Source organism: Gelidibacter salicanalis (genome assembly GCF_007997285.1).
Classification (GTDB): domain Bacteria; phylum Bacteroidota; class Bacteroidia; order Flavobacteriales; family Flavobacteriaceae; genus Gelidibacter; species Gelidibacter salicanalis.
In genome coordinates, this window is the sequence record NZ_VORX01000002.1 from 320305 (window position 1) to 346050 (window position 25746).

The window sequence follows — 25746 nt, forward strand, 5'->3', positions numbered from 1 at the left end:
TAAAGTGCGATTATCTATCAGGTCTTTTAAAATTTTATATAATGACTATACTTTAGAAGTCAACGATTTAAAAAACACATATCCAAATCCTGTGAATAACATCAAGTGAAATGGAAACAATCCAAAATCGCCACCTTGGTCACCCACCACAAAAGCGCTGTAGAGGCCAAATCCGAAATAGAGCATTAATGCACCTTCAAAAATCACGTTCATGGACACTTTTTTACGCAAGTATTTATTGCCTTTCCAAGTGTCTTTTAAGGTGCTTATATTAAATTTTGGTGTTCTGATAAATTCACTACGTTTCCCAATATGTCCTTCAATTACTGCAATAGAATTATGGAGTGAAAAGCCCATCGCAATAGAGAAAAATGTAAAAAATAGTCCCACATAGGTGAAGAAGTTTTTAAAACCATTGCCATAAATCTCTTTATACATGATCCAATAACACACAAAAAAGATGATGGTGCTCAATACGAAAAAGCTCATAAAGTAGAAGTAAAATCTCAAATGCGCATATTCATTTTTAATGTACAACATAGGGATGCTCAACACGGCCACCAAAAACACATTTAAAAACATGGTACTGTTTAAAAGATGCAGTAATCCGTGAATCTTGGTCTTTGGAGAGATGTTTTTCGATTTTAAAACGCGCCACATCATTTTCCTGAAGTTTTCAGCGCCACCTTTATTCCAGCGGAATTGTTGTGATCGTGCAGCACTAATGACCACGGGTAATTCTGCAGGCGTTTCTACATCTTCCAAATACTTAAACTTCCAGTTTTTAAGCTGCGCTCTATAGCTTAAATCTAAATCTTCAGTAAGTGTATCGCCTTCCCAGTTACCGGCATCAATAATGCAGGATTTGCGCCACACACCAGCTGTCCCATTAAAATTAATAAAATGTCCTTTGCTGTTTCTGCCCACTTGCTCTAATGTAAAATGTGCATCCAAGGCAAATGCCTGAATTTTAGTAAGTATGGAATAATTTCTATTGATATGTCCCCATCGGGTTTGGACCACACCAATTTCTTTATCCTTAAAATAGGGGATGGTCTGTTTTAGCCAATTTGGTTTCGGTAAAAAATCGGCATCAAAAATGGCAATATATTCGCCTTTGGCTATTTTTAAACCTTCTTTCAAAGCTCCCGCTTTAAAGCCACTACGGTCAGTTCTTCGGATATGTTGAATATCCAAACCGGTAGCTTTTAATTTTTCGACATGGTGAAATGTAGTCTCTACGGTCTCATCAGTAGAATCGTCCAAAACTTGTATTTCAAGTTTGTCTTTAGGGTAATCCATCAAAGCGATGTTTTCTAAAAGACGATCCATAACGTACATTTCGTTATAAACGGGAAGCTGAATGGTGACAAAAGGAATTTCCTCAGGATTGGAGAAATCAAAAACTTCAGAGGTATCTTGTTTCTTTTTAGCGGATATATAATTAATTAATAGGTTCAGTTGTGCTAATGAATATAATAAAATAAGGATAAGAGCAATGGTGTAAACAACTATTATTAAGTATTCTAGAATCATTTTTTAAAACTATATTTAAAAATCCAACCTAGGATTTTTACGCCCGCAAAGATAGAACCTTTTATGGTTCCTGATACTTTTGAGACGCCAATTCTTTTTTTATATTTTACGGGGACTTCAGTGTAGGATAATTTGTGTTTGAGCGCCTTTAATTGCATCTCGATCGTCCACCCGTAGGTCTTGTCCTCCATTTGTAAATCTAGGAGTTTGTCATATGTAATGGCTCTAAACGGACCAAGATCAGTGAAGGTGGCGCCAAACAAAACGCGCATTAAAAACGTAGCTAACCAATTCCCGAAATGCTGTTGAGGGGTCATGGAGCCTTTTTCTTGTAATCTTCTGACACGGGAGCCTACGACAAAATCAATATTATCTTCTAGAATTGGTTGAATTATCTTATCTAATTCTTCTGGATAATCACTGTAATCGCCGTCCATAAAGACCACAATATCTGGTTTTTGGGAAAGCTGTGCAATATAGTCCATGCCTTTAAGGCAAGCGTAACCATACCCCATTCGAGATTCAGTTAATACCGTGGCTCCGGCCCGTTGCGCCACTTCAGCGGTACGGTCAGTAGATTGGTTATTGACCACAATCACTTCATCCACATGTTTCGGAATGTCCTTTATGACAAGCCCAATAGAATCAGCTTCATTGTAAGCGGGAATAATGACTTTAATAATAGACATTGGTTGATTTAAGGTGTGGCAAAAGTAACGTTTGTTTTTTAAAATGCTGGTAAACATCCTGACGGTATGTGTTGCCGCTTGAAACACCAAATCTGTCTTTATCAAATGAACACTTCACGGTTATTTCTGATTTACCAAATCCATTAAATCCACATCGTTACCTAATAGAATATCGTTGCTATTGATGCGTCCGTTCATGGAGTCATTCTCCAGTTTCAAGACCCCTCTTGGGCACACCGCGGCACAAATACCACAGCCTACACAACTGCTTCTTACAATGTTTTCGCCCTTTTGTGCATAAGCACGTACATCAATACCCATTTCGCAATAGGTAGAACAGTTGCCACACGAAATACATTGGCCACCGTTAGTGGTAATTCTAAATTTTGAAAACAAACGTTGTTGGAAACCTAACATGGCGGCCATTGGGCAGCCAAAACGACACCAAACGCGATTCCCAAAAATGGGATAAAATCCAACACCAATCACGCCGGAAAATATGGCGCCTATTAAAAAGCCGTAAGATGATTTAAGGAAGTAGGTGTCCACCAAAAAGACATTTTTAGTGCCGCTAAAATAATGCATCCCAATGAGTACCATAATAATCACAAAATAGCCAATGGCACCATATTGGGCATCCTTTGCCAATTCTTTTCGTTTAAATAGCATCACCAAAGCGAAGACAACGGTGAGTAATCCGGCAACGCCAAGGAGAAACACATCTTTTGTTAGCCAATATTTACTGGAATCATTTCCTAAATACGAATAAATAACCGCAGTGGTCATTAAGGTAACAAACACGACCACACTGTGCACTACCCAGCGTTCAACTTTCCAGGCAAATTGACTTTTATCGCTCAAATGACGAAATGGATCTCCTGCGGTTTCAGCAAGTCCGCCGCAACCACACACCCAAGAACAATACCATCGTTTACCGTATTTATAAGTCAAAATTGGAGAGATCACAAAAATTGAAACAATTCCGAAAATTAAAAATGCCAAACCGATATCTCCCGCTTCAATCATGGAATCTACACGATACTTGTCAAAATTGTAAAAGTTGAGAGGCCAAATATTCTTTAAATCATAATACGGTAGGCTAAAAGTTTCTGAATTTAATCGCGCCATAAATTCCGGAATCAGGAAGGCGAAGGCCAGTTGAAAGAACATCACTGAAATGGTGCGTAACTGCTCGTAACGGTTATGGCGGTATTTGAGCATAAATTTATAGCCAAAAACTAAAATAGCGACCGTATACAATGTGCCATACACGAACCATTGACTGGCGGGACCGCCGTTCAGCAATCGGCTTAACGGGTCAAATAAGGCTACCAATCCGCCGTTCGCGCCTCCGTCAGCGGCAAGTCCGAGCCATTCAGCCTTAAAATATAGAACGATATAAAAAAGTGTGAGTACAATCCCTAAGGCCCAACCCCAAAGTCCGCGCGAGGCAATGGATTTAAACCACACCCCATCATTTTTAATCCCTGCCTGTTTGGTTAAATAAGCGTTGTTAGAGAACATAATGGTGCCCGCCGTAATTAATCCTAAGGAGAGGGATAGAAATAGAGGTTTATTAGGAAAATCAACATTAAAAAGTGTCAAGGCCATGATAAACAGTCCCACAATTCCTAATGCCACAGCAATTTTTTGGGTTTTAGAAAGCGTCTGCGAATCTGGTTTCGCTAGAGACATGCTTGAATTTGTTTTGGTACTCATAGTTCGGTATTTATTAGACCTCACAGGTTTTTGATACCTGTGAGGTTTTGTATAGTTATTCTAAAAGAAATCTTTCTTTAATTCTTAATTCTTTATCGTTGTGGACAAATTCAAAATTCTCTCTGTTCTCAAACAAATTAAGCACAAAATCTCTATTCAATAATGTAGGTTGCTTTGATAAAGTTGACTTATAAGAAGAATATTTATATCCTCTGAAATCATCAGTAAATTAGTGATGTGTTGGATTTGTGTGGATATATACAATCAAAGATTTTAAATATGTTTTATCAGTTATTTTAATTCTTGAAAATCTGTCTTTAAATAAACTCCCAGTTCTATCATATGACTTGTTGATCGCTTTTGCATACGCGTTAAAGAGATTTGAGTAACATTGCGAGATTGTTTTTGTCTCAAGATTTTCCTTTAAATAAACCAGCAAATGAAAATGGTTTTTCAAGAGACAGAAGGCCAAAACATCTGAACAAGGGAGAACGTGTTTTTTTAGTAACATCAAAAAATACTCATAATTCCTGTCCTCAATAAAAATAGTCTCTTTATTGTTCCCACAATTATAAATATGATAGTAATTACCTTCTATGAGTGGTTCGTAATTCATACGTATTTTTTAGATGTTGGAAGACCTCACAGGTTTTCAAAACCTGTGAGGTCTCTATCGATACGCCATTTTAAATTGATATTTATAAGCATTATTAATCTCCTCCTCAAAAGTTTTATAAAATTCAGGATCAAAGTTGGCTTCTTTTAAATTTTTGATGACATAATCCGTCGTTCGTTGTTCCGTCAGCCATCGGTCAAACACCTCGTGTCGCATGCGGATTCCAAAGGTATTGATGCCTAAAAAAATGTTGGACGCTTCCTGATATTCTATAGTAATACATTTTTGACCATCGTCATGTTTCCAATGAAAATGCGCATAGCCTTTTTTTGGGGTGGCAAACACCCATCCATACGTTTGATATTCAATATCAAAAAACTTGGCAGAATTAAACCAATGTCCAGGATTATAGGCCATCCGATTTCCGCAGATCGTTTGTGCCAAGGCTTCACCCATCATTCTGCCTGTATACCACACGGCCTCAATTGGCTTGCGATTCCCTATGGGTTCGCGTTGTTGCGCGCAATCGCCTATGGCATAAACATCTTTTACATTGGTTTCTAAATATCTATTGACCAATACGCCGCGGTCTGTTTCAATAGCTGTGGACTTTATCAGGCCAATATTAGGAGAGACGCCTGCGGTCAATCCTACCAAATTGCAAGAAATTGTTTCACCCGTTTCGGCAATGATCACGCCATTGGCATTTCCATGCGCATCAGAAGTGATTTCGCTTAAATTTGAGTTTAAGCGTAAATCGATGCCGTGACTTAAAATATGCCGACCCAGCATGTCTGCATCACCCCTTGGTAAAACGCCATCCCAAAAACGCTCTTCCCGCACTAAAAACGTTACCGGAATCTTACGGGTGTGCAACATCTCAGCCAATTCAATACCAATTAATCCACCTCCAACCACAACTGCGCGTTGGCAAACCTCATTGTTGGGAGCAATAGCTTCTAGCTGGTCCAAATCTTGCTTGCTATACAAGCCAATAACACTTTTTAAGTCTTGACCTTTCCATCCAAATTTATTGGAGATACTTCCAGTGGCAACAATAAGTTTGTCATATTGCATATTTTCGTTATTCTCCAATTGAAGTGATTTGTGCTCCGTATTGATGGCGGTCACCAAGCCAAATTTTAAATCTATCCGATTTTTTTTCCAAAAGGAATCTTCGTAAGGTTTGGTATGCTCGTATTTCATATGGCCCATATAAATATACATCAGGGCGGTTCGTGAGAAAAAATGCTCGGTTTCTGCAGAAATAATGGTGATTTTCTTATCGGATAGTTTTCGGATGTGACGGGCTGCCGTAATACCTGAAATCCCATTGCCAATAATAACGATGTGTTCCATATGGTGACTTTTAGGCTTGATTTGTCGTAGTTTTTTTCAAAACTTAATATTTTAAATTGAGTTTGTTTAAATTTAGGGATAAATAACACGAATGAAATCGGTTTTACATTTTTTATATTTTAGTTTGATAGGATTATTCGCTTCGTGCAGTGCTACAGTAGAGAAACCACAGAAGATTAATGGGGTAAGTTTTGTAGCTTCAAGAGTTGCGGTTGACGATACGCATATGGCACCCTTGCTGCAGATTAATGCTAATTACGCTGCGGTGATGCCTTTTGGCTTTATCCGCGAATTGTCACATCCTGAAATAAATTTTAATAGCGAACGTCAATGGTTTGGTGAAACGGATAAAGGCGTGAGACAGTATATCGAAACGCTGCAAAAAAATCATATGAAAATTATGATGAAACCCCAAATTTGGGTGCGGAAAGGCGAATTTACCGGATTCATTAAGATGGCTCATGAAGAGGATTGGAGACTCCTGGAAGACACCTATCGTAATTTTATTTTGACCTACGCCGAAGTTGCTGAGACTACTAACGTCGACATTTTTTGCATCGGCACAGAATTGGAAGGTTTTATAGCCGCTAGACCGGATTATTGGAAACAGCTGATTGTGGAAATTCGTAATATTTATAATGGAAAGCTCACTTATGCCGCTAATTGGGATGAATATCCCAAAACTCCCTTTTGGGCAGATTTAGATTATATTGGTGTTGATGCGTATTTCCCGTTGAGCGATCAAAAAACGCCGACTATTGCTGAGTGCAAGGCGGCTTGGCAACCCTACCAGCAACAGCTAAAAGCGGTGTCGGAACGGCATCAGAAACCTATTTTATTTACGGAATATGGGTATCGAAGTGTGGACTATACGGCAAAAGCCCCTTGGAAATTTGATCGAGATATGACCGTGGTGAATATGGAAGCACAGTCCAATGCCATGCAAGCCTTGTATGATGCAAATTGGAGTGAAGATTGGTTTGCCGGAGGGTTTGTTTGGAAATGGTTTCATGATCACAACAATGCAGGTGGCGTGAGTGATACGCAGTTTACGCCCCAAAACAAACCAGTAGAAGCCATCATCAGCGCCACTTATAAAAACCATCAACAATGAGAACATTGGCAATAGGAGATATTCACGGCGGATTAAAAGGCCTGCAGGAAGTATTAGAAACGGCGAAGGTTATTCAGGGCGACAAGTTGATCTTTATGGGCGATTATGTGGATGGCTGGAGTGAATCTGCACAAACCGTCCAATATTTAATGGATTTGTCTCAAACCAATGATTGCATCTTTATAAAAGGAAATCATGATACGTGGTGCCAAAGTTGGCTTCTGAATAAAAAGGCGCCAAAAGTATGGTTGGATCACGGGGGAGAAGGCACTATTGAGAGCTATGCTCATTTTTCCAAGGAGGCAAAGAAATTACACTTGGAGTTTTTTAAACAGATGAAGTATTACCATTTGGATGAGGAGAATCGGTTGTTTCTTCATGCAGGATTTACATCGCTTCACGGTGTCAATCAGGAGAATTCTAAAAGTACGTTTTATTATGACAGAACCCTTTGGGAAATGGCCATTACGGTAGATAAACGTATTGATGAAGACTCTGCATTTTTTCCAAAACGCCTAAAACATTATCACGAAATATATATAGGGCATACGCCTACCCTGAATTTCAATTCGGAAGAACCCATGAATGCTATAAACGTTTGGAATGTGGATACCGGTGCCGCATTTTACGGGAAATTATCCGCCTTGGATATTCATTCCAAAGTGTTTTATCAAAGTAAAGCGTTAAGAGAACTGTATCCCAATGAGACGGGAAGAAATCAACAATCTTTAAACGACATTCTAGGCAAGTAATCCTAAGAAATGTTTCTCCTGTAATATGCCAACAATTCTTGAGCGTCGGCGCCAAACCATTTCTTGATATAGATCATCCAAAAATGGTACTGTAATGTCCAAACCCCGTGTTTGCGATACCGTCTTGCTGAAGTTTGGAGTTTTTTATTGATCACCACAAATTGATTTCTCTCAAATAGCTGATTGATCAAGATGTTATCCTCATAAATGATGTAGTTTTCATCATAACCACCAATATCATCAAAAAGCTGTCGGGTAATAAATTGGCTCTGATCGCCACCTCTGCAAGCGCGCCAGCGGAATTGCGTAAGCCAACTCGCCAAACTTAACCACCAATGTGTACTATCAAATTGCATTCTAAAACACCCAGCAGGATTGCCGTTTTTAACTTCGTTAATAATGTAGCGGTCAAAGTGTTTTGGAGGAAAGGAATCCGCATGTAAAAAGTAGAGAATGTCTCCTGTTGCAAGTTGCGCTCCACTATTCATTTGCTTGGCGCGTCCTTTTCCTGATGAAATTAATCGAATGTCGATTTTTAAACTAGTACTATTTGGAAGCGTTTTAGTAGCGTTTGAAAGAGCGTTTAAAATAAACTGTTGAATGACGTCTTGGGACCCATCGGTGCTTCCGCCATCCACTAGAATAATTTCGGAAATAGTCGCATCAATTGCATTACCTACCAAATGTTGAAGCAATCCCGTTATGGTTTCGGCTTCATTTAAAATGGGAATAATGATGGAAATCCTGTCATTCATAAGTTGAAAACCACCATTAAGTAGTTATAGTATAGAATAGCTTAAACACAAAATACTATGAATGTTTTAATTAGTCTTGTTCATTCAATCTCCAATCATAGTCCTTAAAGCTATATCTAGCCTTCGGATTAATTTGAATGTGGCTGTATTGGTTAATAAATCCTATCAGATCAGTTTTGCCATTTAGCTCAAAATCGGAGGTATAAAAATCAAATATTTTAGACAATTTAGGATTATTTTCTGAGATATCATTTTGATTACTATTGATAAATTCCACGGTTGCTTTTTCCAACTGCTCCTCAATTTTTTCTGCAGTAAAAGCATCACGTAGTAATTTAGGACAAGAAATGGAAGCACAGTTGATGGCGAAATGAATTCTCGGTTCGTGTATTTTTCGCAATATACCATGTTCAATGGTGTTCAGCGAGACTACTTTATCTCCAACGTTCACAAAGTCTTTTCCCCAAGGACGACTGATGTCTTTGATACTTTTAATCGGATAATTATCCAAAATCAAATCCACCGTAGCCGCATTGTACAGATTGATGTAATAAGCCAATAGTTCCTCAACGGTCCATTCTGAACTAGGCGCTGTCTTTGCAAGTGTGGTCAGGTAGGCTTTAAGTTGGTCATGATCCTTTTTAAATCCATTATAATCAACAAAACCTTGAGCGTCGACATGTTTTTTCAGTAAAATATCCCAAGCCTTGTGATCCAATTTAATATTAGAATTTGGTGATACCGAACCCAATTTGCCATCTACTTCTTTAACTGTCAATCCTTGGTTACCTATAATTGCGGTGGTCAAATTGCAACTGCTTAAAGTGAATACAATTAGTATTGAAAAGATACATGTGTTGAAGTATTTCATAGGTCTTAGCATTATTGTGTTATAGTTACGCAAAAGATCACAAGTCAGTTTTTATCGGATAGATACTTTGTTTGAGAAAGGTCTTGGGGAATTTATGATCGTCCTCAAACCCTAACTCAATGTCTCTTCCATCATGCGGAATGTAATCGGTCTTAAATAGATAATCCCAAGTACTTAAGGTCAATCCGTAGTTCATACCGTATTTTAAATGGCTTGGCAATTGTTTAGCATGGTGCCAGATATGCATCTTCGGATTGTTCAAGATGTATTTTAAAGGTCCATAATTCCACCCCACATTGGCATGATTTAAATGTCCGATGGTGATGGCGAAAAAGTAAACAATGGCTACATCTTGGGCGTCAAATCCGCCAATTATCGCAATAGGAATGTATTGTAAAGATTTGTAGAGGATGGGTTCCATCCAATGGTAACGCAAATGCCCAGCAAATCCCATTTCTTTAATAGAGTGGTGGACCTTATGGAAATTCCAAAGGCAGGGCACGCGGTGTAAAAGCCGATGGGTGTTCCACTGCACGAAATCAGTGATTAGGAAAAAGAGGAGCAATCCTAACCAACGTGGTAATTCATCCACGTCAAAAACTTGTAAACTGTCTACGTGCCATCCAAAAAATCCGAGGATATCATTGAAAAACTCAGCCGTCGTATTGGAAAGTGCAATCAGGACAATTAAATTCAACAGAAAGAAATTGAAGAACATATAAAACGTGTCCAACCAGAAATCTTTTCTAAAAATCGACTGATCTTTACGCCACGGGAAGGCAATTTCCAAACCCCAAACCACTAATGAAATGATGATTAATCCGTAAAAATAGTTATCCCAGTGGTAGATGTCAATGAGCTCATATTTTAGATAATTCCAATAGCCCGTATAGGATTTTACAATAATGTCGAGGTATTTTTCCATAGTCACAAAACCTCCTGATAAATTCGTTTGAGAGGTTTAAAAATTATAAGCTTTTAATCAATTCCTTAAACAGAACAATCATGTTTGGCTCTGCTTTTTCCGCCATTGCGATAATCTCAGAGATATCTACGGGCTTCAGGTTGTTTGGGTCGCATTCATCGGTCAAAACTGACACCGCTGCCACTTTTAATTTTAAATGGTTGGCCACGATAATTTCTGGAACCGTACTCATGCCCACCGCATCAGCACCTATAATTTTCAGCATTCGATATTCTGCTCTGGTCTCCAATTGCGGTCCTACCACTGAGGCATAAACACCCTTATGAAGCGTCATATTATGAGCAGCAGCAATGCTTTCAAACTTAGAATTGATGTTCGCATCGTAAGGTGCGCTCATATCTGCAAAACGCTCGCCTAATTGCCCAACGTCTTTAAAAGCTAGTGGCGAACTGCCTTGCAGGTTAATATGATCATCAATCAGCATCAATTCTCCTTTTTTATAATCGAGGTTGATGGCTCCTGATGCATTCGAAACGAGTAGGGTATGGATACCTAATTTTTCCATGATTCGTACTGGATAGGTCACATCTTGCAGAGAATATCCTTCATAAATATGAAAACGGCCCTGCATCACAATCACTTTCTTGCCTTCTAAAATTCCATATATTAATTTTCCTTTATGAAACTCGACTGTGGCGGTTGGGAAATTAGGAATGTGATTATAGCTGACTTCGTGCAGAATTTCTACTTCATTGACCAATTGTCCCAGCCCAGTACCCAAAATGATGCCTATTTCTGGCTTGTCAAAACCTTTATTTATTAAGTAATTGGTAGTTTCAATTATATTTTTAATCATCATATGTTGTGAAATTTTTTAAGTTGTTGATAATGCTGCATGTCTTCAAAGGTATCAATATCATTCAATTCTTTCAAAAGGTGAAATTTTGATGCCTGCAAATCTTTCAAGGTGTCCTTTAGAACGGTATCCGTACCCCAAGATTTATTCTGAAACACCTTATGATAAAGTGTTTTCATTCCCAATAAATAATAGCCGCCATCCATTGCAGGTCCTATCACCACATCATTGGCTTCAAGTTGTAAGTAGGCCTCTAAGATAAGATCCGCGTTCAAGTCTAACAGATCGCTACCAATAATCATTACTTTGTTATAGCCCATGACTAATAATTCTGAAAAGGCGTTGTGCATGCGCGCACCCAAATTATCTCCGTGTTGGAGTTTTTTTCTGAATATGGAAGCATCCCACAAATCATCTTTTTCGATATTTTCTGAGTAGAACACATATCTATCCGCTTTAATTTCTTTGGAAATGGTAGCGGTATGCACCAGTAAGAATTTATAAACTTCCAACGCATTTTCATTGCCAATGTTGGCTGCCAAACGCGTTTTGCACTTTCCTAATTCAGGATTCCGAGTAAAAATAATAAGCGCGTTTTTTGAACTTGGAAAATGAAAATCAGTAGCCATTTCATTAGCCTTAGCAGTATCTTTTGAAGAAAGTATGCCCATACAATAAGGGGTGTAGTTAAAAGTTTTATTCGGTATTCAAAGTTAGTCTTTAGGAGAGTGTATCACGCGAACCCAAGGTTAAATTTTATTTAAAATTGGACCGTATACCTTGGTGCCTTTAAGTAGCCATTTACTCCAGGCTTCTGAATAAGCATGCACATTGTCAGTAGGATAACCGTCACTATCAACAATGGTGAAATCTGCATTTTTCCATTCAAAAATACCACCGTAAAGATTGTACACACTAGTGTAGCCTGCTTTTTGCAATTGTTGGGCAATCTTTTCAGAACGGATTCCCAATGAGCAATAGACAACGATAGCTTGGTGTTTGTCTTTAAGATGTAAAGTGGCTTGGTTGATATCAAAAGTGTTATAGCCAACGAAAATTGAATTAGCGATACGGCTTATTTGGTATTCTTCAAACTCGCGTGTATCAAAAATAATAGTATTTGTTTTAGGCATCGCCAATTCCTGTACTGAGATATAAGGTACGTTGTGGTTATTATGCTGTTGTAATAATTCTGCCAAATCATTCTGAGAATGCATTACACAGCTTAATAGTATTAGAATTAATGAGAAAAAAAAACGCATAGTATTTATTTATGAATTTGTTTTATAGCAAGTTATGGTTTAGGTGACGCTTCCTTGGCAGCTGCTTCCTGCGCCTGCGGTACAGCCGTAACAATGTTGAGAGATCATAATGGTACGGCCTTCTAAAAGTTCTTCATTATAGTCAGAAATGTGCTTCACTTTACTATTGACGGGAAGGTTTAACATCTGATTAAAATCACAATCGTATAAATAGCCATCCCAAGAAATGGACAGTGTGTTAGTACACATCACATTTTTAACCGCATTCGGATTGTAAGCTTCTACCAAAGCAAACATATAGTCTTCATAGTTTTCCGAAGCAATCAAATAATCCAAAAATCGGGCAATAGGTAAATTTGTTATCGCAAAAAGGTTGTGAAAATGAATGTCAAAATCCTGTTTTAAGACCTTTTTAAAATCTTTTTCCATGCTGTTTTGATCGCCTGGTAAGAAGGCACCTGAAGGATTGTAGACCAAATCCAATCGTAATTCGCTGTCGGGCATGCCGTAACCTATAGCATTCAAATCTTGTAAAGCGCGAATGGATTTGTCAAAAACACCATCGCCACGTTGTTTGTCAGTTTTGCCTTTAGTCCAATGCGGCATTGAAGAAATGACATGAACATTATGAGCTTTGAAAAAATCAGGGAGATCGTAATACTTTTTGTTTGCCCTAATAATGGTCAAGTTAGAACGAACGATAAAATCTTTAATGCCTGCTTTAGACGCTTCGTCCACAAACCATCTGAAATCAGGATTCATTTCAGGGGCGCCACCAGTTAAATCTAAGGTGTGTGCTCCTGTGTTTTTGATTACTTCCAAACATTGCAACATCGTGTCGCGAGTCATAATTTCCTTACGATCTGGCCCAGCATCCACATGACAATGTTCGCACACTTGGTTACACATATAGCCAAGGTTGATTTGTAATATTTCGAGTTTCTTGGCTTTTAATGGGAATTGGCCTGTTTCAGAAATCTTATCTTTAAACGTGGGTAGCTCTCCGTTCTTAAAAATACCATTTGATAATATTTCAACTTGTCTATTGCTGTTTGCTAATTCGCTTTCGCGATTTTTTAAGGACTTGATCATGTATATATTCAAATTTTAAAGTTTAAGCGTGTTAAGCTTTTACTTTATTCTGTCTGCAACCAACGTTAAGTTGATGGCTGTATTGTTTTAATTCTGAAAATTCCGATTTGCATCGGGATGAGCGATTCACACAAATCTCATAAGTTGTGTGTCTCTAAAAATAAACACTATGTTCTTATTTCAATTATGAGATCCCGATTTGCATCGGGATGAGCGATAATTCGGATTTGATAAATTGGATTGTTCCAAATCAGTTAATCGCTCTTGTCTATTTATAGATCCCGATTTTCATCGGGATGAGCGATAATCCGGATTTGATAAATTGGATTGTTCCAAATCAGTTAATCGCTCTTGTCTATTTATAGATCCCGATTTTCATCGGGATGAGCGATAATTCGGATTTGATAAATTGGATTGTTCCAAATCAGTTAATCCCTCTTGTCTATTTATAGATCCCGATTTTCATCGGGATGAGCGATTCACACACTCCCGATGAAAAATCGGGAGTGGTTCTCTGCTCACATTTCTAATTTATTTACTTTGTTCATCATCTGCACCCCATGCACGAGTGTTGCGCCAGCTTTTATGGCAGCACCAACATGCAAGGCTTCCATCATTTCCTCTTTGGTAATACCACGTTGTAAACCATCTTGTGTGTAGGCATCAATACAATACGGACATTGCTCCGTATGGGCGACAGCCAAAGCAATTAGCGACTTCTCACGGGCTGAAAGTTTGCCTTCTTCAAAAACCTTAGCGTAATAATCGAAGAATTTGCTGCCAAGTTCTTCGTTCCATTCGGAAATTTTTCCGAATTTTTTAAGGTCTGCTGGATCGTAATAAGTTTTTTGCATAGATATTATGGTGTTGGTTATACGTACGATAAAAATTAAGATTCGGTTTTCAGTCGTGAATCTGTGGAAAACTTAACAGGCCTCATGAGTTAATCCACAACGCATGAGCGATTAATCCATCGGACAGTTTAAGCTTTCATCTGTTAATTGTGTTGCCTCGGATGGGGAGAATCCTATTGAGTAACTGTACTTCGAGTTTTTGGGGTGAGTGCATCATGATGTTAAAGTTTTCGATACCATTCCGATACATCAAAACCGTGTGGTTCTTATCACATTTTTGAAACCATTGTTTAAAAATCGGAATCACTCGGTTCTCGCTACAATTCCGATAAAAATCGGAATCACTCGAACGGAGGACTGGGTGGTTAATACACTGTTTTGTGCTCTTTTTCGCTCCATTTTTGAAACGGTTCTAAAGCGATGTCTCGTGCCACTTGCTCAAAATGGATGCTTCGCTTGGCGTAAGGCAATTCTATCTCTTTGTAGATAAATTCGTCGTCAAAATCGATATCTGCCGCATCTTGCTGGCTACACCCATAAAACACTTTGTCTGGCCTGGCCCAATAGATGGCGCCAAAACACATCGGACATGGCTCGCATGAGGTGTATATTTCACAACCTTCCAATTGAAAAGAATTAAGATTTTGGCAAGCATCTCTTATGGCAATGACTTCAGCATGTGCTGTTGGGTCGTTATTGGAAGTGACCTTGTTGTTGCCTCGGCCTACTATTTTGCCATCTTTTACTATTACGCAACCAAAAGGGCCGCCTTCATTGTTATCCATGCCTTTTAAAGCTGCGTTAACCGCTTCTAACATGAATTTATTTTTCTGATCAGTATTCATTTTGTTTTTCGAGTTAATGCCCCCTGTTCTGTAGGGAGTCAATTTTTTAATTATAACAAACATAGTACATGTAAAACGAAACCATGTTAAAATGGATAGCCGATTGCAAAGTTGAGGATGGGCTTGCTCACATCAAAATTAAAACGTTCGCCTTTTGGAAGCGACGGGTCATGAAACGGAGCGGCCAAATCAAATCTGATAACAAAACTCTGAATGTCCACGCGCAAGCCGACGCCCGCGCCCATACCTAATTCACTAATAAAACTACTTGAAAATTTATCCTTGCCATCAAAAACTGGATTTTCTTTAGAATTCCAAATGTTTCCAGCATCAGCAAATACGGCGCCTTTAAAGAATGAGACAATTGGGAAACGGTATTCTAAATTGGCTTCCAATCTGATATTACCTGTTTTGTCAAAATAATTATCAGAAGTGTTGTTCGTATCTTCATTAACATTATAGGTTCCTGGTCCTAAGGAACGAATCCTGAAAGCCCGTATACTATAAGGCCCACCTGCATAATATTGTTTAACAAAAGGCACCACATCAGAATTGCCATAGGCCAAACCGTAACCTGCAAAAACACGTGCAGCAATGGTTTGTTCTTTGCCAAAGTTGAAGTGGTATCTCAAGTCAACATCGGCCTTTGCGTATTGTGCATATTCCAAACCAACAAATGTCTTTGGACCCCCGTTTTCTTCCGACTTTCCGAACAAGCTGATGGAGTTCCCTGCGACATCTAAAGTAAAGTTAAGATATTTTTGATGCGTTTTTTGTACGTCTACCAATTCGTTATAAATAAAGGAATAAGTAAGCCCCGAAATAAATTGCTGTTCAAAACTGCGTTTCAGAAATGGATTTTCAGAGAGGATCGCTTCAAATTCTGGTGAGGAATTCCTTAAATCCGTATAGCTCACCGAAATAGGGTTAATTTGATGTGTCACGTATCTATTGGCATCCCAGGCATATCCAAATAGGGCAGTACCCGAGAGTAACGTGTATAATTTTGTACGGTCTAAATAATCAATACTTACGGAGATCTTTGTTTTTGGGATGGAGTATTTAAAAAAGTCGTCATTAATTTTAATTGGGAAAATGACTCTTGGAAAAATGATCTCGTTTTTCAATCCCAATTCTAAACTGCTATCGCCGAGATTTTTTTCTCCTCCTACTTGTGCTTCATAGCCTATTTTTAATGTGGTATTATAGAGTTCGCCACCACCAAAAACATTGCGGTTGCTATAGGTGAGCGCCAAAGCAGGACCGGTAAAACTATTTGATTTGGTAACCACTTGCAACTCCGCCATGAACGCACGCTTGTTTAATGGCGATAAATAAATATTGGCGTCCAATAGGCCTAAAGTGTCTGTGGCCAAACTGTCAATTTCCTTATATTGAATGTTAACAAATTTATAAGCCCCAATAGTGGAGAGTCGCCGGGCGGTGTTACGCGAAGTTTCAGGATTATAGAGTTCACCTTCTTCCAGTCTTACAAATGGATCTAAATATTTTGGTTTGAAGAAAACTTCTTTTTGAATAAAGTTTTTTTCATTGTAGCGAATGCTGGTTGTAGTGATAGAATCTGCTGTTTCGTAATTAGGATAAATATTGACGTTCGCAATGCGGTAGGGAACGGTTGATTTTTTCGGGACTGCCTTTTTAAGTTTCAGAAATAGATCAAAGCTCTTATTGTCATACCTATTTGTATCTGCTTCAAAAAGCAAAAAACTATCATCAAAATTATAATAACCTTTACTTTTAAGGTTGGTATCTATGCGAAGACGCTCTAATTTCATACTGCTCAAATCAAAACGCATGCCTTTTGTAAAGGGAGTAGTAGCGACCAACCGCTCAATTTCTTGATGGATTGGAGGAGGTAAGGAGTCCAGTTGGTAAGTTTCCATGCGGTAAGGTGTAGGCACATTTACTGTATAAGCTACCGATGCTTTTTGTTCTTCTTCTTCAAATTTAGAGGCAGCTTTACTATAAAAGAAGCCTCTGTTTTCTAATCTGTTCAGTAAAAGTTCTTCTACATCAAAAGCTGAGACATCCGATTGGTAAACCGGCTGCTCTCCAAATTTTTTATACAGCCATTTGTTGATGAACCCTGGATGTTCTTTTTGATTTTTAAAGTAGTAATACAAGCCAGGATACATCCCAAGGATCTTAGAATTAGGCTCCGGACTGATCACGGTTTCCAATTCTAGACGTAAACGATCTTCATTTTTAATTAGAGAATCTGACTCGATAATTAAGTTTGCTCCGGTATATAAGCGCTCCTCCTCAGGTATAAATTTGGCAATACTGCACGAGTAGAAACTTCCTAATATGAAAGTGCTAATGAGAATGTATTTAAGATGTAATTTCAAATTTATTTGTTTTTATGATTAGCTAGCGCTGATGAAATGACTGTACCATTACTTTGATTAAATTTTCCTCTTAATGCATCGCGAGTGCTATTGCTTTTTTTCCTCAATACTTTCATCAACTTCTTCCTCTTTCGCCTTTAATGCTTCCTTAGCAGCTTTCCTATCTTTCTCAGCTTGTTTTTCTTGTTTGGTCTTGGAGTTTACCAAAGAATCCCAAAGCTCATTAAACTTATTAAACTCCTGTGTAAAAATCAAGGCAATTCCACTGATAACAATCTGCCCATCAATGACATTTTCGAATTCATTACGGTGAAATCCTTTGATCCTATAACGACCATTTTCGGTCAATATATATTCAATGCTGACATTGCCAATAATCGGTGCTGCTTCGCCGTTAGGGTTACTGCCCTGCACATCCACTTCACTACCTACACTGACAATTAAACGATCATTAAATAATTTCTTTTGGGCAGCAATATCCAATTGGGTACGGTCTTGCGGCGTACTTCCTTGATAATCCGTATAACTGTCCAATCCGAAATTAAGATCAAAGCCAGAATTGGCAAATAATTTATCTGAGAACACATTCAGTTGGTCTGAAACAGCATCATTTAAATTGTCTCGGGCAATAGAAGCTACACCACCAGTACTTCCGTCGCTGCCAGGGTCTGGATAAAAACGGTTTAAAACCAACAATGAAAATACCTGTCTGTTTAACTCGTCTTCTTGCTGATTAAGTTGTTGCACCCTGCCGTAAACCTGCCCGCCAACAGCACCTTGCTCATCTTTTGGCATGTCGAGGTTAAAGTTGATTTTTGGTTGTAATAATTGGCCATCTATATTAAGATACACGTAAAATGGGAGCACCTGACGGTATTTGCCTTTAGAAGAGGGGTCGAGATTGGAAGACGTTGGTGCCATTAAAGATGATGCAGAGGTCTCAACCTTATAGAGCGCCTTTACATCTAATTTGGCATCAAAAGGGTCTCCTGACCACGTGATACGGCTGCCTGAAACCAAATCGAATTTCCGGTTGACCAAACTGTAAAGATTCAATTCATAATGTCCGCTCTCTACTTCATAAACTCCTGAAAGCGTCAAGTTGCCGTTTGGATTCATGCTGAAATTTAAATCCCCGTCGCCCATGACTTTAAAATTGTCCCCAGTTTTTTCATCAATCACAATAGTGACAGCGGCATCTTTACTAATCTTTAGTAGGGCAGCAATATCAAACCCCGTAATGGTAGCGGTTTTTTCTTCCGTTCGGGTTAGAATAGCATCTGGATTTTCACGATTTACAAAGACGACTACACCATCGCGTTCTTCTACATTAACGGTGGCTGAAGGCATCACATAGGTCACATCAGTATCCGAGCCCACGGTGGCATTCATTGTGATTTTAGGAATCTGTAAATCGCCGGAGATTTTTGCTTCGGCATCAAAAGTAACCTTACCGTAAAGAAAATCGTTGTCTTCTTTTGTGGCATTCAATACTTGAAAGTTATCCGCGGTTAACTGCAAGTCGAAAGTTGGATTGATAAATGAGGCTGTGCCAATATTGCCCGTGGCCACAAGAGTATTTTGGTTTTCATCTACAATGGTGAATTGAGACATGGAAAGACCTTCGTTGTTGATGCTGAGCGTTTCATTGGGAAGTGTAAAAGCAGTATTAAATCTTTTAATCTTAAAATCAGCATCACTAAATTTTAAGTTGCCCGAATATTGTGGAGCGCTTAAGGTACCATTCAATTTAAAATTGCCTGAAAAACTTCCGTCCGTTTCTATTAATTCACCTTGAGAGAAACCGGTTAAGGCGGACATGTTGAATTTGGTAATATCTAAGTTCATATCAAGTACCGCATCTCCAGATTGCGCTACATAATCTCCTAAAAGATTCATATCTATTTCGCCACCCGCGATATCGACATTAAAATCATAACTGTCCATGCCTAATGATTTTGCATCCAGACTGAGGGTGCCCATGTCAACCTGCATAAAGCTCAACTGCTGTATGTCTAGGTCAGCAACAATGCCCGTATTTGTAAATGGATCTTCCAATACAAAAGAGCCATTCAAATTACCAGTAGCCAATTCTTCCGTAGGATTGAGATAATTTAAAAATTCGCTCAATTTAAAGTTTTTAAAATCTGCCGCAATATGTTCCTTGGAGATGGAAGCAAGCTTATCTGTAAGTTCAAAAGATTGATTGTCTCTGCTGAAAAGAAAATCGTTGAATTCTAATTTTTGATCTCTAATCAAAATTTCATTGCTTTCAGGAATGTTCCAGGGCGTTTTATTTAAAACTAAATCTTCGGTCAACACATGAAATCGCAGTTCCTCTCTATTTCCGGTGATTTTACTGCGTATCTGGGTTAAAATCTCGTCTTGATGGTAAGCTGTAAAGCCTAATGACAATTCGTTGTTGGCCTGACTGCCTTCAACTCTAGTTTTCTGTATGTTAAATGGCCCTGCCTTTATGCGATTGAAACCCAAATTAAAGATAAATTTGTCTTTGTCAGTTTCCATAGAAAAGGCCAAACTATCCAATTCATAGCCGCTATAATTAATATGGGGGGCGGTAATGTTGGCGCTAAGTTGGCGCTCTTTCTCATTGAAGTCTACAGATAATTTTACGGTGTCAAGATCTTTAACATTCACTAAAAAAACTTCATTTAAAATAGGCGCTTCAATAATGCGACCTCTTAATTTTAAATTGACCGGATCTGTGATACTATCCGGTAGTTTTTCATCTCGGTAGAAGTAACTAAACACATGACGTTTTAAAGCTTTGGTGAAACTTTGTGGATCTGAATTGGACTGCAATAGGAGATCTACCAATTTATTTTTGATAGATACAGACGTCGTGTCTTTACGCACATGTGCCAAAGCATTCAGGTCGCCAATGAGGTAGGTTTTATTGTCATAAACAACGACACCTTCATCTACAATTGCCGCAACATCATAATTGGTGGCATTACCTTTAAAATCGGCATAGATTTTCATACCAGTCCTAACTTCGCGTTGCATAAGTCCTAAAGCCTGTAAGTCGGCGCCAATAATATTGAGTTCCACATTGGCTTCGGGCGACACAGAATCTAAAATCACCGTACCGTACAAATCCATATTGAGGTTGTAATCTTTATAACTAGACGTCACTTTACCACGGCCATTCTTCACGGCACCTACAATCTTTAAATCAGTAATATCATAATTGTTGTAGGTAAAACTCGAGATATTGGCCTCAATATCGGCATCCAAGTCGTTAATGGTTGTGCCCGTTCCTTTCGTTTTTATGGAGAGGCTTAAGGCTCCTAATTGTTCATTTTGGAGTAGTTCATTCAGTTGATAACCATCAACAGCAATATCTGCATCAAACGCGAGTGTTGCTCCATTTGTTAAATGTCCTTTTACTGAGGCGACTCCTTGAGAAGTGGTCAATACAGCATCAGCATTAAGATCGTTTGGATTGCCTTTAAGATTCCCAACCAACTTAACGTTATCAGGGAGACTTACACCTAAGTCTTGTTCATTAACAAACTTAGTAAGATCTGTACGGGTTGAGATGGCTGAAAAATTTGGAATATCAAACTCAATGTGTTCTGGGTGCATCGCGTTTTTGATTCTCCCATTTGCGGAGATGTGCGTATTGGCCCAATGCGCAGTCATCGTCGCAATATTAATATCAGATAGATAACCACTTGCTTTGGCATTACCAGTCAATAGATTTTTACTCAGTGTATTGAGATACGGATTCTTTTTAAGTTCAGGCTGAATTAAAAAGACATCCTTTAAAGCCACTTGAAAGTTAGACACGCTGAGGTTTATTTTTGAATTTTCTGGGGCTTCGATGAGGGCGGACAATTTGGGGTATTCTAACTGTAATTGCGCCTGAAGTGTATTGTTATTGAGCGCCGTTCTCAGATCAGTTACCTTTAAAGTGGTATCATCAGCCTCAAATTGAAGTTGCAATTCTTTAAGGTCAAATCCGGAAATTTCTTTAAACGTGGAATTTTCAATATGTAGCGTTGCTTTTTTATCTTGGAGGCGAATATTATCCGCCTGTAAGTTCAGGTCGTTAAGAACAATGGCATTCGGATTAAAACTTCCTTCTTTTGCTTCTGCGCCGGCGACAAAATAGCTGAAATTGTTATCCTTAAAATCAATAGATCCAATAGAAATACGCAATTCTGGCCATTCAAAAGCTTGTATGTCTTGCTTAATATCTTGGGTGACCTCCACTACTTTCTGTGTCACAACATTGGTTTCCGTTTGGGTCCGTAAAATTATGGAGGAGTTTTTAAGATTGAAGGTGCTGATTTCAAACCGTAAGGAAGCTAAATCCGCCTGTTGAACTTCCGCATATAGTTCCTTGATGTCCACTTCTGCGGCAATTCGATCGCCATAAGATTGATAGTCAGCGTACACATTGCTCAGAGTAAATTTCTCAAAAGTTAAGGATGGTAATGGTACCTCTTCAGCGTTCGGATCAATAGGGATAGGTTTTTGAATGTATGTAATGTTGGCATCAGTAAGTTCGAGGTTTTTAGCTTCAAAGACCATATGCTCTAAATCTGTAGTTTTCATTTGTGCTTTTAGGGTACCAATTATAAATCGGCTATCAATTCCCGCAACTGCATCGTCAAAAACAACGTCAAAATTTTTAAAATTCAGTTTTCCCAAAACAATATCTAGGGCCGTAGTATCAGTGGCTACAACTGTGGTGGTATCGGCAACAGCAAAAGCATCGATCAGAAATTGAAAATTATAGCCCGAAATGGTGTCTTTTCGACGAATATTAGCGCGAACACCCTCCCAATTCATAGACTCTACTCCAAAACCTTTGCCTTTAATCATTGCCCAAAGTGGCACGTTGGCTTCCAAAGATTTTGAGTACACTAAAGTATCGCCCTGTGTGTCTTCCAAATACAATCCTTCCACTTGAAGATTGCCGCTGAAGGTGAGGAACAGTCTTTCGATAGCTACTTTGGTATTGGTCTTATCGGAAATGTATGAGGTTGCCTTGTTGACAATAATACCCTGCCCCCACGGACTTCTAATAAATAGGATTAGGAGAAATAGAAACAGCAGAATGCCAAGAATAATCCTACCAAGTATTCTAAGGGCTCTAAACTTTTTGCGTTTAGTTGTTTTATTATCGTCGTTGTTCTCTTCCAATTAGCTGTAATGAAGCTACAAATTTATCAAATAAAGCCATTTGGTATGTAGTTAAACCCAATTATTAATGACTCAATTCTCATCCTGACTTAAAATTAACATTTTTAAGGAAATTTCATATTTTTAAGTTAAAGTTCTATTAATATTATTTTGAAGTGCCGTTTGCTACGTATATCTTTACATAAACCAATAAAATAATTAGATTATGATTTTTAAGAAGACTAGTATATTATATGCAGTTGCATTAACAGCATTTGTTTTTGTATCCTCCTGTGAAGATGGGAAGAAGAAAGAGGAACAGATGAGAATTGAAACTGAACGCGTAGAAATGGAAGCTGCGGAAGAAGCACGTATGGAAATGGAGGCCGAAGAGGTCAGAATGAAAGAAGAGGCTAGAGAAAACAGTATTGCAGGTCAGGCGATGAAAAATGAAGATTTAACCACTTTAATGAGTGCATTACAATCTGCAGAGTTAGCAACCATGTTGTCTGAGCCAGGAGAGTACACGGTGTTTGCACCGTCAAACCAAGCTTTTGAAAAGTTGTCACAAAAACAACGTGACAATTTGATGAAGCCAGAAAACAAACAAATGTTGTCTGATGTGTTAACCTATCATGTTGTTAAAGGTGCGATCACTTCAGATAAGTTTGCAGAAGCTATTAAAGGTGCTAACGGATCCTATAAATTCAAAACAGTTAAAGGTGATGAATTGACAGCCATGATGAATGGTGATCAATTTGTGATTAAAGATGCTACTGGTAAGAAAGCGCAAGTAATTTTAGGTAACGTTGAGGCTTCTAACGGTAGAATATATATTATTGATACCGTTTTGATGTCTAAAAAATAAAGTGCATTTTAATTTATAGTGTAAAAAGATCCGACGATAAGTTGGGTCTTTTTTGTTTTTGATTATCCCTGGGTTAAGATGAGTTCTATTCTTCAATTGAATAAAAATTTTAGTGTCCATTTGGTAGTTTAAGTCTTTTCCAAACACTAAACATTAGGATTTTTATGCGCTCTTCCTTTTTTAGCAGCAATAGCACTAATGATCAAAATTTGAAGCGCATGATAAAACATCAATGGCAGGAGCATGATGCCGACAATGGTAGTCTGACCAAATAAGGCTTCAGAAAACACCGTGCCATGAACCAAAGATTTTTTTGTACCACAAAACTGATTGGTAATTTGATCAGCCTGATTAAATTTTAAAACTTTTCCTATCCAGCCGGTTAAGATGTATACCACAAAAAATAATATCATTACCAATACGAGCATTGCGAGCAACTCTAATATACTTACGCTACTGAAAATGTCATCCTCAAATGATTTTACAAAGCTTTTGTAAATGATTAAAAGAATGACAGATTTATCAAATTTGTTGAGCGTGCTTTTACGTTTCTGTGCCCAAGCTCCAAGAAAGCGCCGCAATATTAAACCTAATACTAGCGGTATAACTATTTCAGTGAAGAGTTGAAAATAAATAGAGGAGAATTCAAACGGAACTTCGGTTTGTTTTACAAAAGACAACATCCATAGTGGCGTGAGGAGTATTCCTATAATACCCGAAATACTCGCATTAAAGATAGCTGCCGGTAAATTGCCTTTGGCCATAGAGACCATAACTACAGAGGAAGATACCGTGGAGGGTAGGGCGGCCATAAATAAAAATGCCAACCATAATAATTCGTGCGGGGTGTCCTTTACCAAAGGATAGAATGGTAAAATCAGTAACGGAAACAATAGGAATGTAGAAGCCTGCACAGAGACGTGGAGTTTCCAATTCTTTAACCCGTTTTTTATGGCTTCAGTGCTAAGGCTTAGACCGTAAAAGAAAAAAATTAAAGAAATCCCTAAGCTACTGATTACGCTCATGGGCACAGGACTATCTGAGTTCCCGAGCTGTGGAAATAAATAGGCAAGGAGGATACTTATGATAATAGCAATGACGAAGGGATCAATTCGTAATTTTTTCAGCATGTAAAGTCTGTAGTTTGCTGCAAATATAATGCGTCGGAATTTGATTTATATGTAAAGCTGAAATGTTTTAAAAATTTTGTAGTTACTTCTAATTATGATTCGTAGAACGAAAAGTTATGGGAAATAAAAGCTAATAATGGCGCATATTCAATGCTAAATGAGGTAGGGAAGGGCTTTTAAGCGCAACAAATTTTTGTTTCAGTTAATTTTAATAGGGCCACGGGTTTAATTTTAGCCCATAAAGCTATGACATCATGCCCTATTATAATTTAGAAAAAAGACCTCCAAGAGATAACGGGACCTACATTGTTCAGGTGCTGACAATGCAAGGATATATCAGAAAAGCCAAAGCGGTTTGGGAGGATCAAAAAGGATTTAATGTGATCTCTGCACCATTACAGGCAAACGAATTCATTAAAGCGTGGTGGCAATATTAGATATGTAATGCGGCCATAAATTTCGCAACTTCCTCCTCAAAAGCAGTAATTGGGATTCTGTGTTCCAGATCATGACGTATTGAAATGCTATAATCTTGTGATGTGTGCAATAGGTTTGCTAAGAAATCTAACGTTCCTTTAGGATTAACCACAGAGTCTTGAGACCCCAAAACGAGATGTAGCGTATGTTTACTCGACTCTCCAGTTGTAGGAATGGTTTGATACACGCTTCTATCGGCCAGTGCCGGATTAAATATCAAGCAAGGCAATCGCAGCAATTTAGACAGGTGATAGCCTGCAAATCCGCCCATACTACTTCCTATAATCATATCAATATGAGCATCTTTAAAATGAGTATATAATGAATTGATGCTGTCCGCGTTATTTTCATAATCCAAACTTGGCGATTTCACCGTGCCAAAATGTTCCAGAATGGTTCGTTTCTCTGGGGTTAAGCTGCCATTTAATCCGTGAATGTATAAAATGTTCATGAGGTTAATTCTGTATTGTGGCGTTTTAAATGATGAACAACGTTTGTGTTTA

At 38.3% G+C, this 25746-nt stretch carries 22 protein-coding genes; 4 read left to right on the forward strand and 18 right to left on the reverse strand.

The window, feature by feature from the left end; genetic code table 11:
- Positions 1 to 45 precede the first annotated feature (45 nt).
- The 5 genes from ES711_RS04490 to ES711_RS04510 form a co-directional block, all read right to left on the reverse strand.
- Complete coding sequence (locus tag ES711_RS04490; RefSeq protein ID WP_146890615.1) at positions 46 to 1536, reverse strand: cellulose synthase family protein; 1491 nt, start codon at positions 1534 to 1536, stop codon at positions 46 to 48.
- On the reverse strand, positions 1533 to 2225 hold the full coding sequence (locus ES711_RS04495) for a glycosyltransferase family 2 protein (protein ID WP_146890617.1): 693 nt from the start codon (positions 2223 to 2225) through the stop codon (positions 1533 to 1535). Before ES711_RS04495 ends, ES711_RS04490 begins: the two co-directional genes overlap by 4 nt.
- 120 nt (positions 2226 to 2345) lie before the next feature.
- Positions 2346 to 3944 (reverse strand): 4Fe-4S binding protein, encoded by a 1599-nt coding sequence (locus ES711_RS04500; protein WP_146890619.1) that lies wholly within the window; start codon positions 3942 to 3944, stop codon positions 2346 to 2348.
- A gap of 229 nt (positions 3945 to 4173) precedes the next feature.
- Entirely contained in the window at positions 4174 to 4560 is a 387-nt protein-coding gene (locus ES711_RS04505; RefSeq protein ID WP_246139116.1) for a transposase, read from the reverse strand.
- Between the two features lie 54 nt (positions 4561 to 4614).
- The gene (locus tag ES711_RS04510) at positions 4615 to 5919 is read right to left on the reverse strand and encodes an NAD(P)/FAD-dependent oxidoreductase (RefSeq protein ID WP_146890622.1); all 1305 of its coding nucleotides are present in this window, start codon (positions 5917 to 5919) and stop codon (positions 4615 to 4617) included.
- A 91-nt stretch (positions 5920 to 6010) separates the two neighbouring features.
- Here ES711_RS04510 and ES711_RS04515 point away from each other — a divergent pair, with 91 nt between their 5' ends.
- Both ES711_RS04515 and ES711_RS04520 read left to right on the forward strand, forming a co-directional pair.
- Positions 6011 to 7033, forward strand: a complete 1023-nt coding sequence (locus tag ES711_RS04515) for a glycoside hydrolase family 113 (protein WP_146890625.1) — start codon at positions 6011 to 6013, stop codon at positions 7031 to 7033.
- Entirely contained in the window at positions 7030 to 7785 is a 756-nt protein-coding gene (locus tag ES711_RS04520) for a metallophosphoesterase (protein ID WP_146890627.1), read from the forward strand. Before ES711_RS04515 ends, ES711_RS04520 begins: the two co-directional genes overlap by 4 nt.
- Before the next feature lie 2 nt (positions 7786 to 7787).
- Here ES711_RS04520 and ES711_RS04525 read toward each other — a convergent pair whose 3' ends face one another.
- The 11 genes from ES711_RS04525 to ES711_RS04575 form a co-directional block, all read right to left on the reverse strand.
- On the reverse strand, positions 7788 to 8540 hold the full coding sequence (locus tag ES711_RS04525) for a TIGR04283 family arsenosugar biosynthesis glycosyltransferase (protein ID WP_146890629.1): 753 nt from the start codon (positions 8538 to 8540) through the stop codon (positions 7788 to 7790).
- A 70-nt stretch (positions 8541 to 8610) separates the two neighbouring features.
- Positions 8611 to 9348, reverse strand: a complete 738-nt coding sequence (locus ES711_RS04530; RefSeq protein WP_246139117.1) for a DUF547 domain-containing protein — start codon at positions 9346 to 9348, stop codon at positions 8611 to 8613.
- 100 nt (positions 9349 to 9448) lie between these two features.
- Positions 9449 to 10336, reverse strand: a complete 888-nt coding sequence (locus ES711_RS04535) for a sterol desaturase family protein (protein ID WP_146890635.1) — start codon at positions 10334 to 10336, stop codon at positions 9449 to 9451.
- 43 nt (positions 10337 to 10379) lie between these two features.
- Entirely contained in the window at positions 10380 to 11192 is an 813-nt protein-coding gene (locus tag ES711_RS04540) for a purine-nucleoside phosphorylase (RefSeq protein WP_146891520.1), read from the reverse strand.
- Positions 11192 to 11863, reverse strand: coding sequence for a TIGR04282 family arsenosugar biosynthesis glycosyltransferase (locus tag ES711_RS04545; RefSeq protein WP_146890638.1), 672 nt, complete (start codon positions 11861 to 11863; stop codon positions 11192 to 11194). The genes ES711_RS04540 and ES711_RS04545 overlap by 1 nt, the downstream gene beginning before the upstream one ends.
- 78 nt (positions 11864 to 11941) lie before the next feature.
- Complete coding sequence (locus ES711_RS04550) at positions 11942 to 12409, reverse strand: rhodanese-like domain-containing protein (protein ID WP_246139118.1); 468 nt, start codon at positions 12407 to 12409, stop codon at positions 11942 to 11944.
- A gap of 84 nt (positions 12410 to 12493) precedes the next feature.
- The gene (gene arsS / locus ES711_RS04555) at positions 12494 to 13546 is read right to left on the reverse strand and encodes an arsenosugar biosynthesis radical SAM (seleno)protein ArsS (RefSeq protein ID WP_146890644.1); all 1053 of its coding nucleotides are present in this window, start codon (positions 13544 to 13546) and stop codon (positions 12494 to 12496) included.
- A 518-nt stretch (positions 13547 to 14064) separates the two neighbouring features.
- On the reverse strand, positions 14065 to 14400 hold the full coding sequence (locus tag ES711_RS04560; protein WP_146890647.1) for an arsenosugar biosynthesis-associated peroxidase-like protein: 336 nt from the start codon (positions 14398 to 14400) through the stop codon (positions 14065 to 14067).
- A 365-nt stretch (positions 14401 to 14765) separates the two neighbouring features.
- A complete protein-coding gene (locus tag ES711_RS04565) occupies positions 14766 to 15245 on the reverse strand; it encodes a nucleoside deaminase (RefSeq protein ID WP_146890650.1) in 480 nt (159 codons plus the stop codon).
- Positions 15246 to 15331: 86 nt separating this feature from the next.
- Positions 15332 to 17614: a translocation and assembly module lipoprotein TamL gene (gene tamL / locus ES711_RS04570; protein WP_146890653.1), complete on the reverse strand. Its 2283-nt coding sequence runs from the start codon at positions 17612 to 17614 to the stop codon at positions 15332 to 15334.
- 87 nt (positions 17615 to 17701) lie between these two features.
- The gene (locus ES711_RS04575; protein ID WP_146890656.1) at positions 17702 to 22789 is read right to left on the reverse strand and encodes a translocation/assembly module TamB domain-containing protein; all 5088 of its coding nucleotides are present in this window, start codon (positions 22787 to 22789) and stop codon (positions 17702 to 17704) included.
- A gap of 205 nt (positions 22790 to 22994) precedes the next feature.
- Between ES711_RS04575 and ES711_RS04580 the strand changes: the two genes are divergently transcribed.
- Positions 22995 to 23636 carry a fasciclin domain-containing protein gene (locus tag ES711_RS04580; protein WP_146890659.1) on the forward strand — a complete coding sequence of 214 codons (642 nt, stop codon included), beginning with the start codon at positions 22995 to 22997 and terminating at the stop codon, positions 23634 to 23636.
- Positions 23637 to 23782: 146 nt separating this feature from the next.
- Here the strand turns inward: ES711_RS04580 and ES711_RS04585 are convergent, their stop codons facing one another.
- Positions 23783 to 24766, reverse strand: a complete 984-nt coding sequence (locus tag ES711_RS04585; RefSeq protein WP_146890662.1) for a bile acid:sodium symporter family protein — start codon at positions 24764 to 24766, stop codon at positions 23783 to 23785.
- A 254-nt stretch (positions 24767 to 25020) separates the two neighbouring features.
- Here ES711_RS04585 and ES711_RS04590 point away from each other — a divergent pair, with 254 nt between their 5' ends.
- Positions 25021 to 25203, forward strand: coding sequence for a hypothetical protein (locus ES711_RS04590; protein WP_146890665.1), 183 nt, complete (start codon positions 25021 to 25023; stop codon positions 25201 to 25203).
- Here the strand turns inward: ES711_RS04590 and ES711_RS04595 are convergent.
- The gene (locus ES711_RS04595) at positions 25200 to 25694 is read right to left on the reverse strand and encodes a YqiA/YcfP family alpha/beta fold hydrolase (protein ID WP_146890667.1); all 495 of its coding nucleotides are present in this window, start codon (positions 25692 to 25694) and stop codon (positions 25200 to 25202) included. The two genes, ES711_RS04590 and ES711_RS04595, sit on opposite strands and share 4 nt — an antisense overlap.
- Between the last annotated feature and the right edge of the window lie 52 nt (positions 25695 to 25746).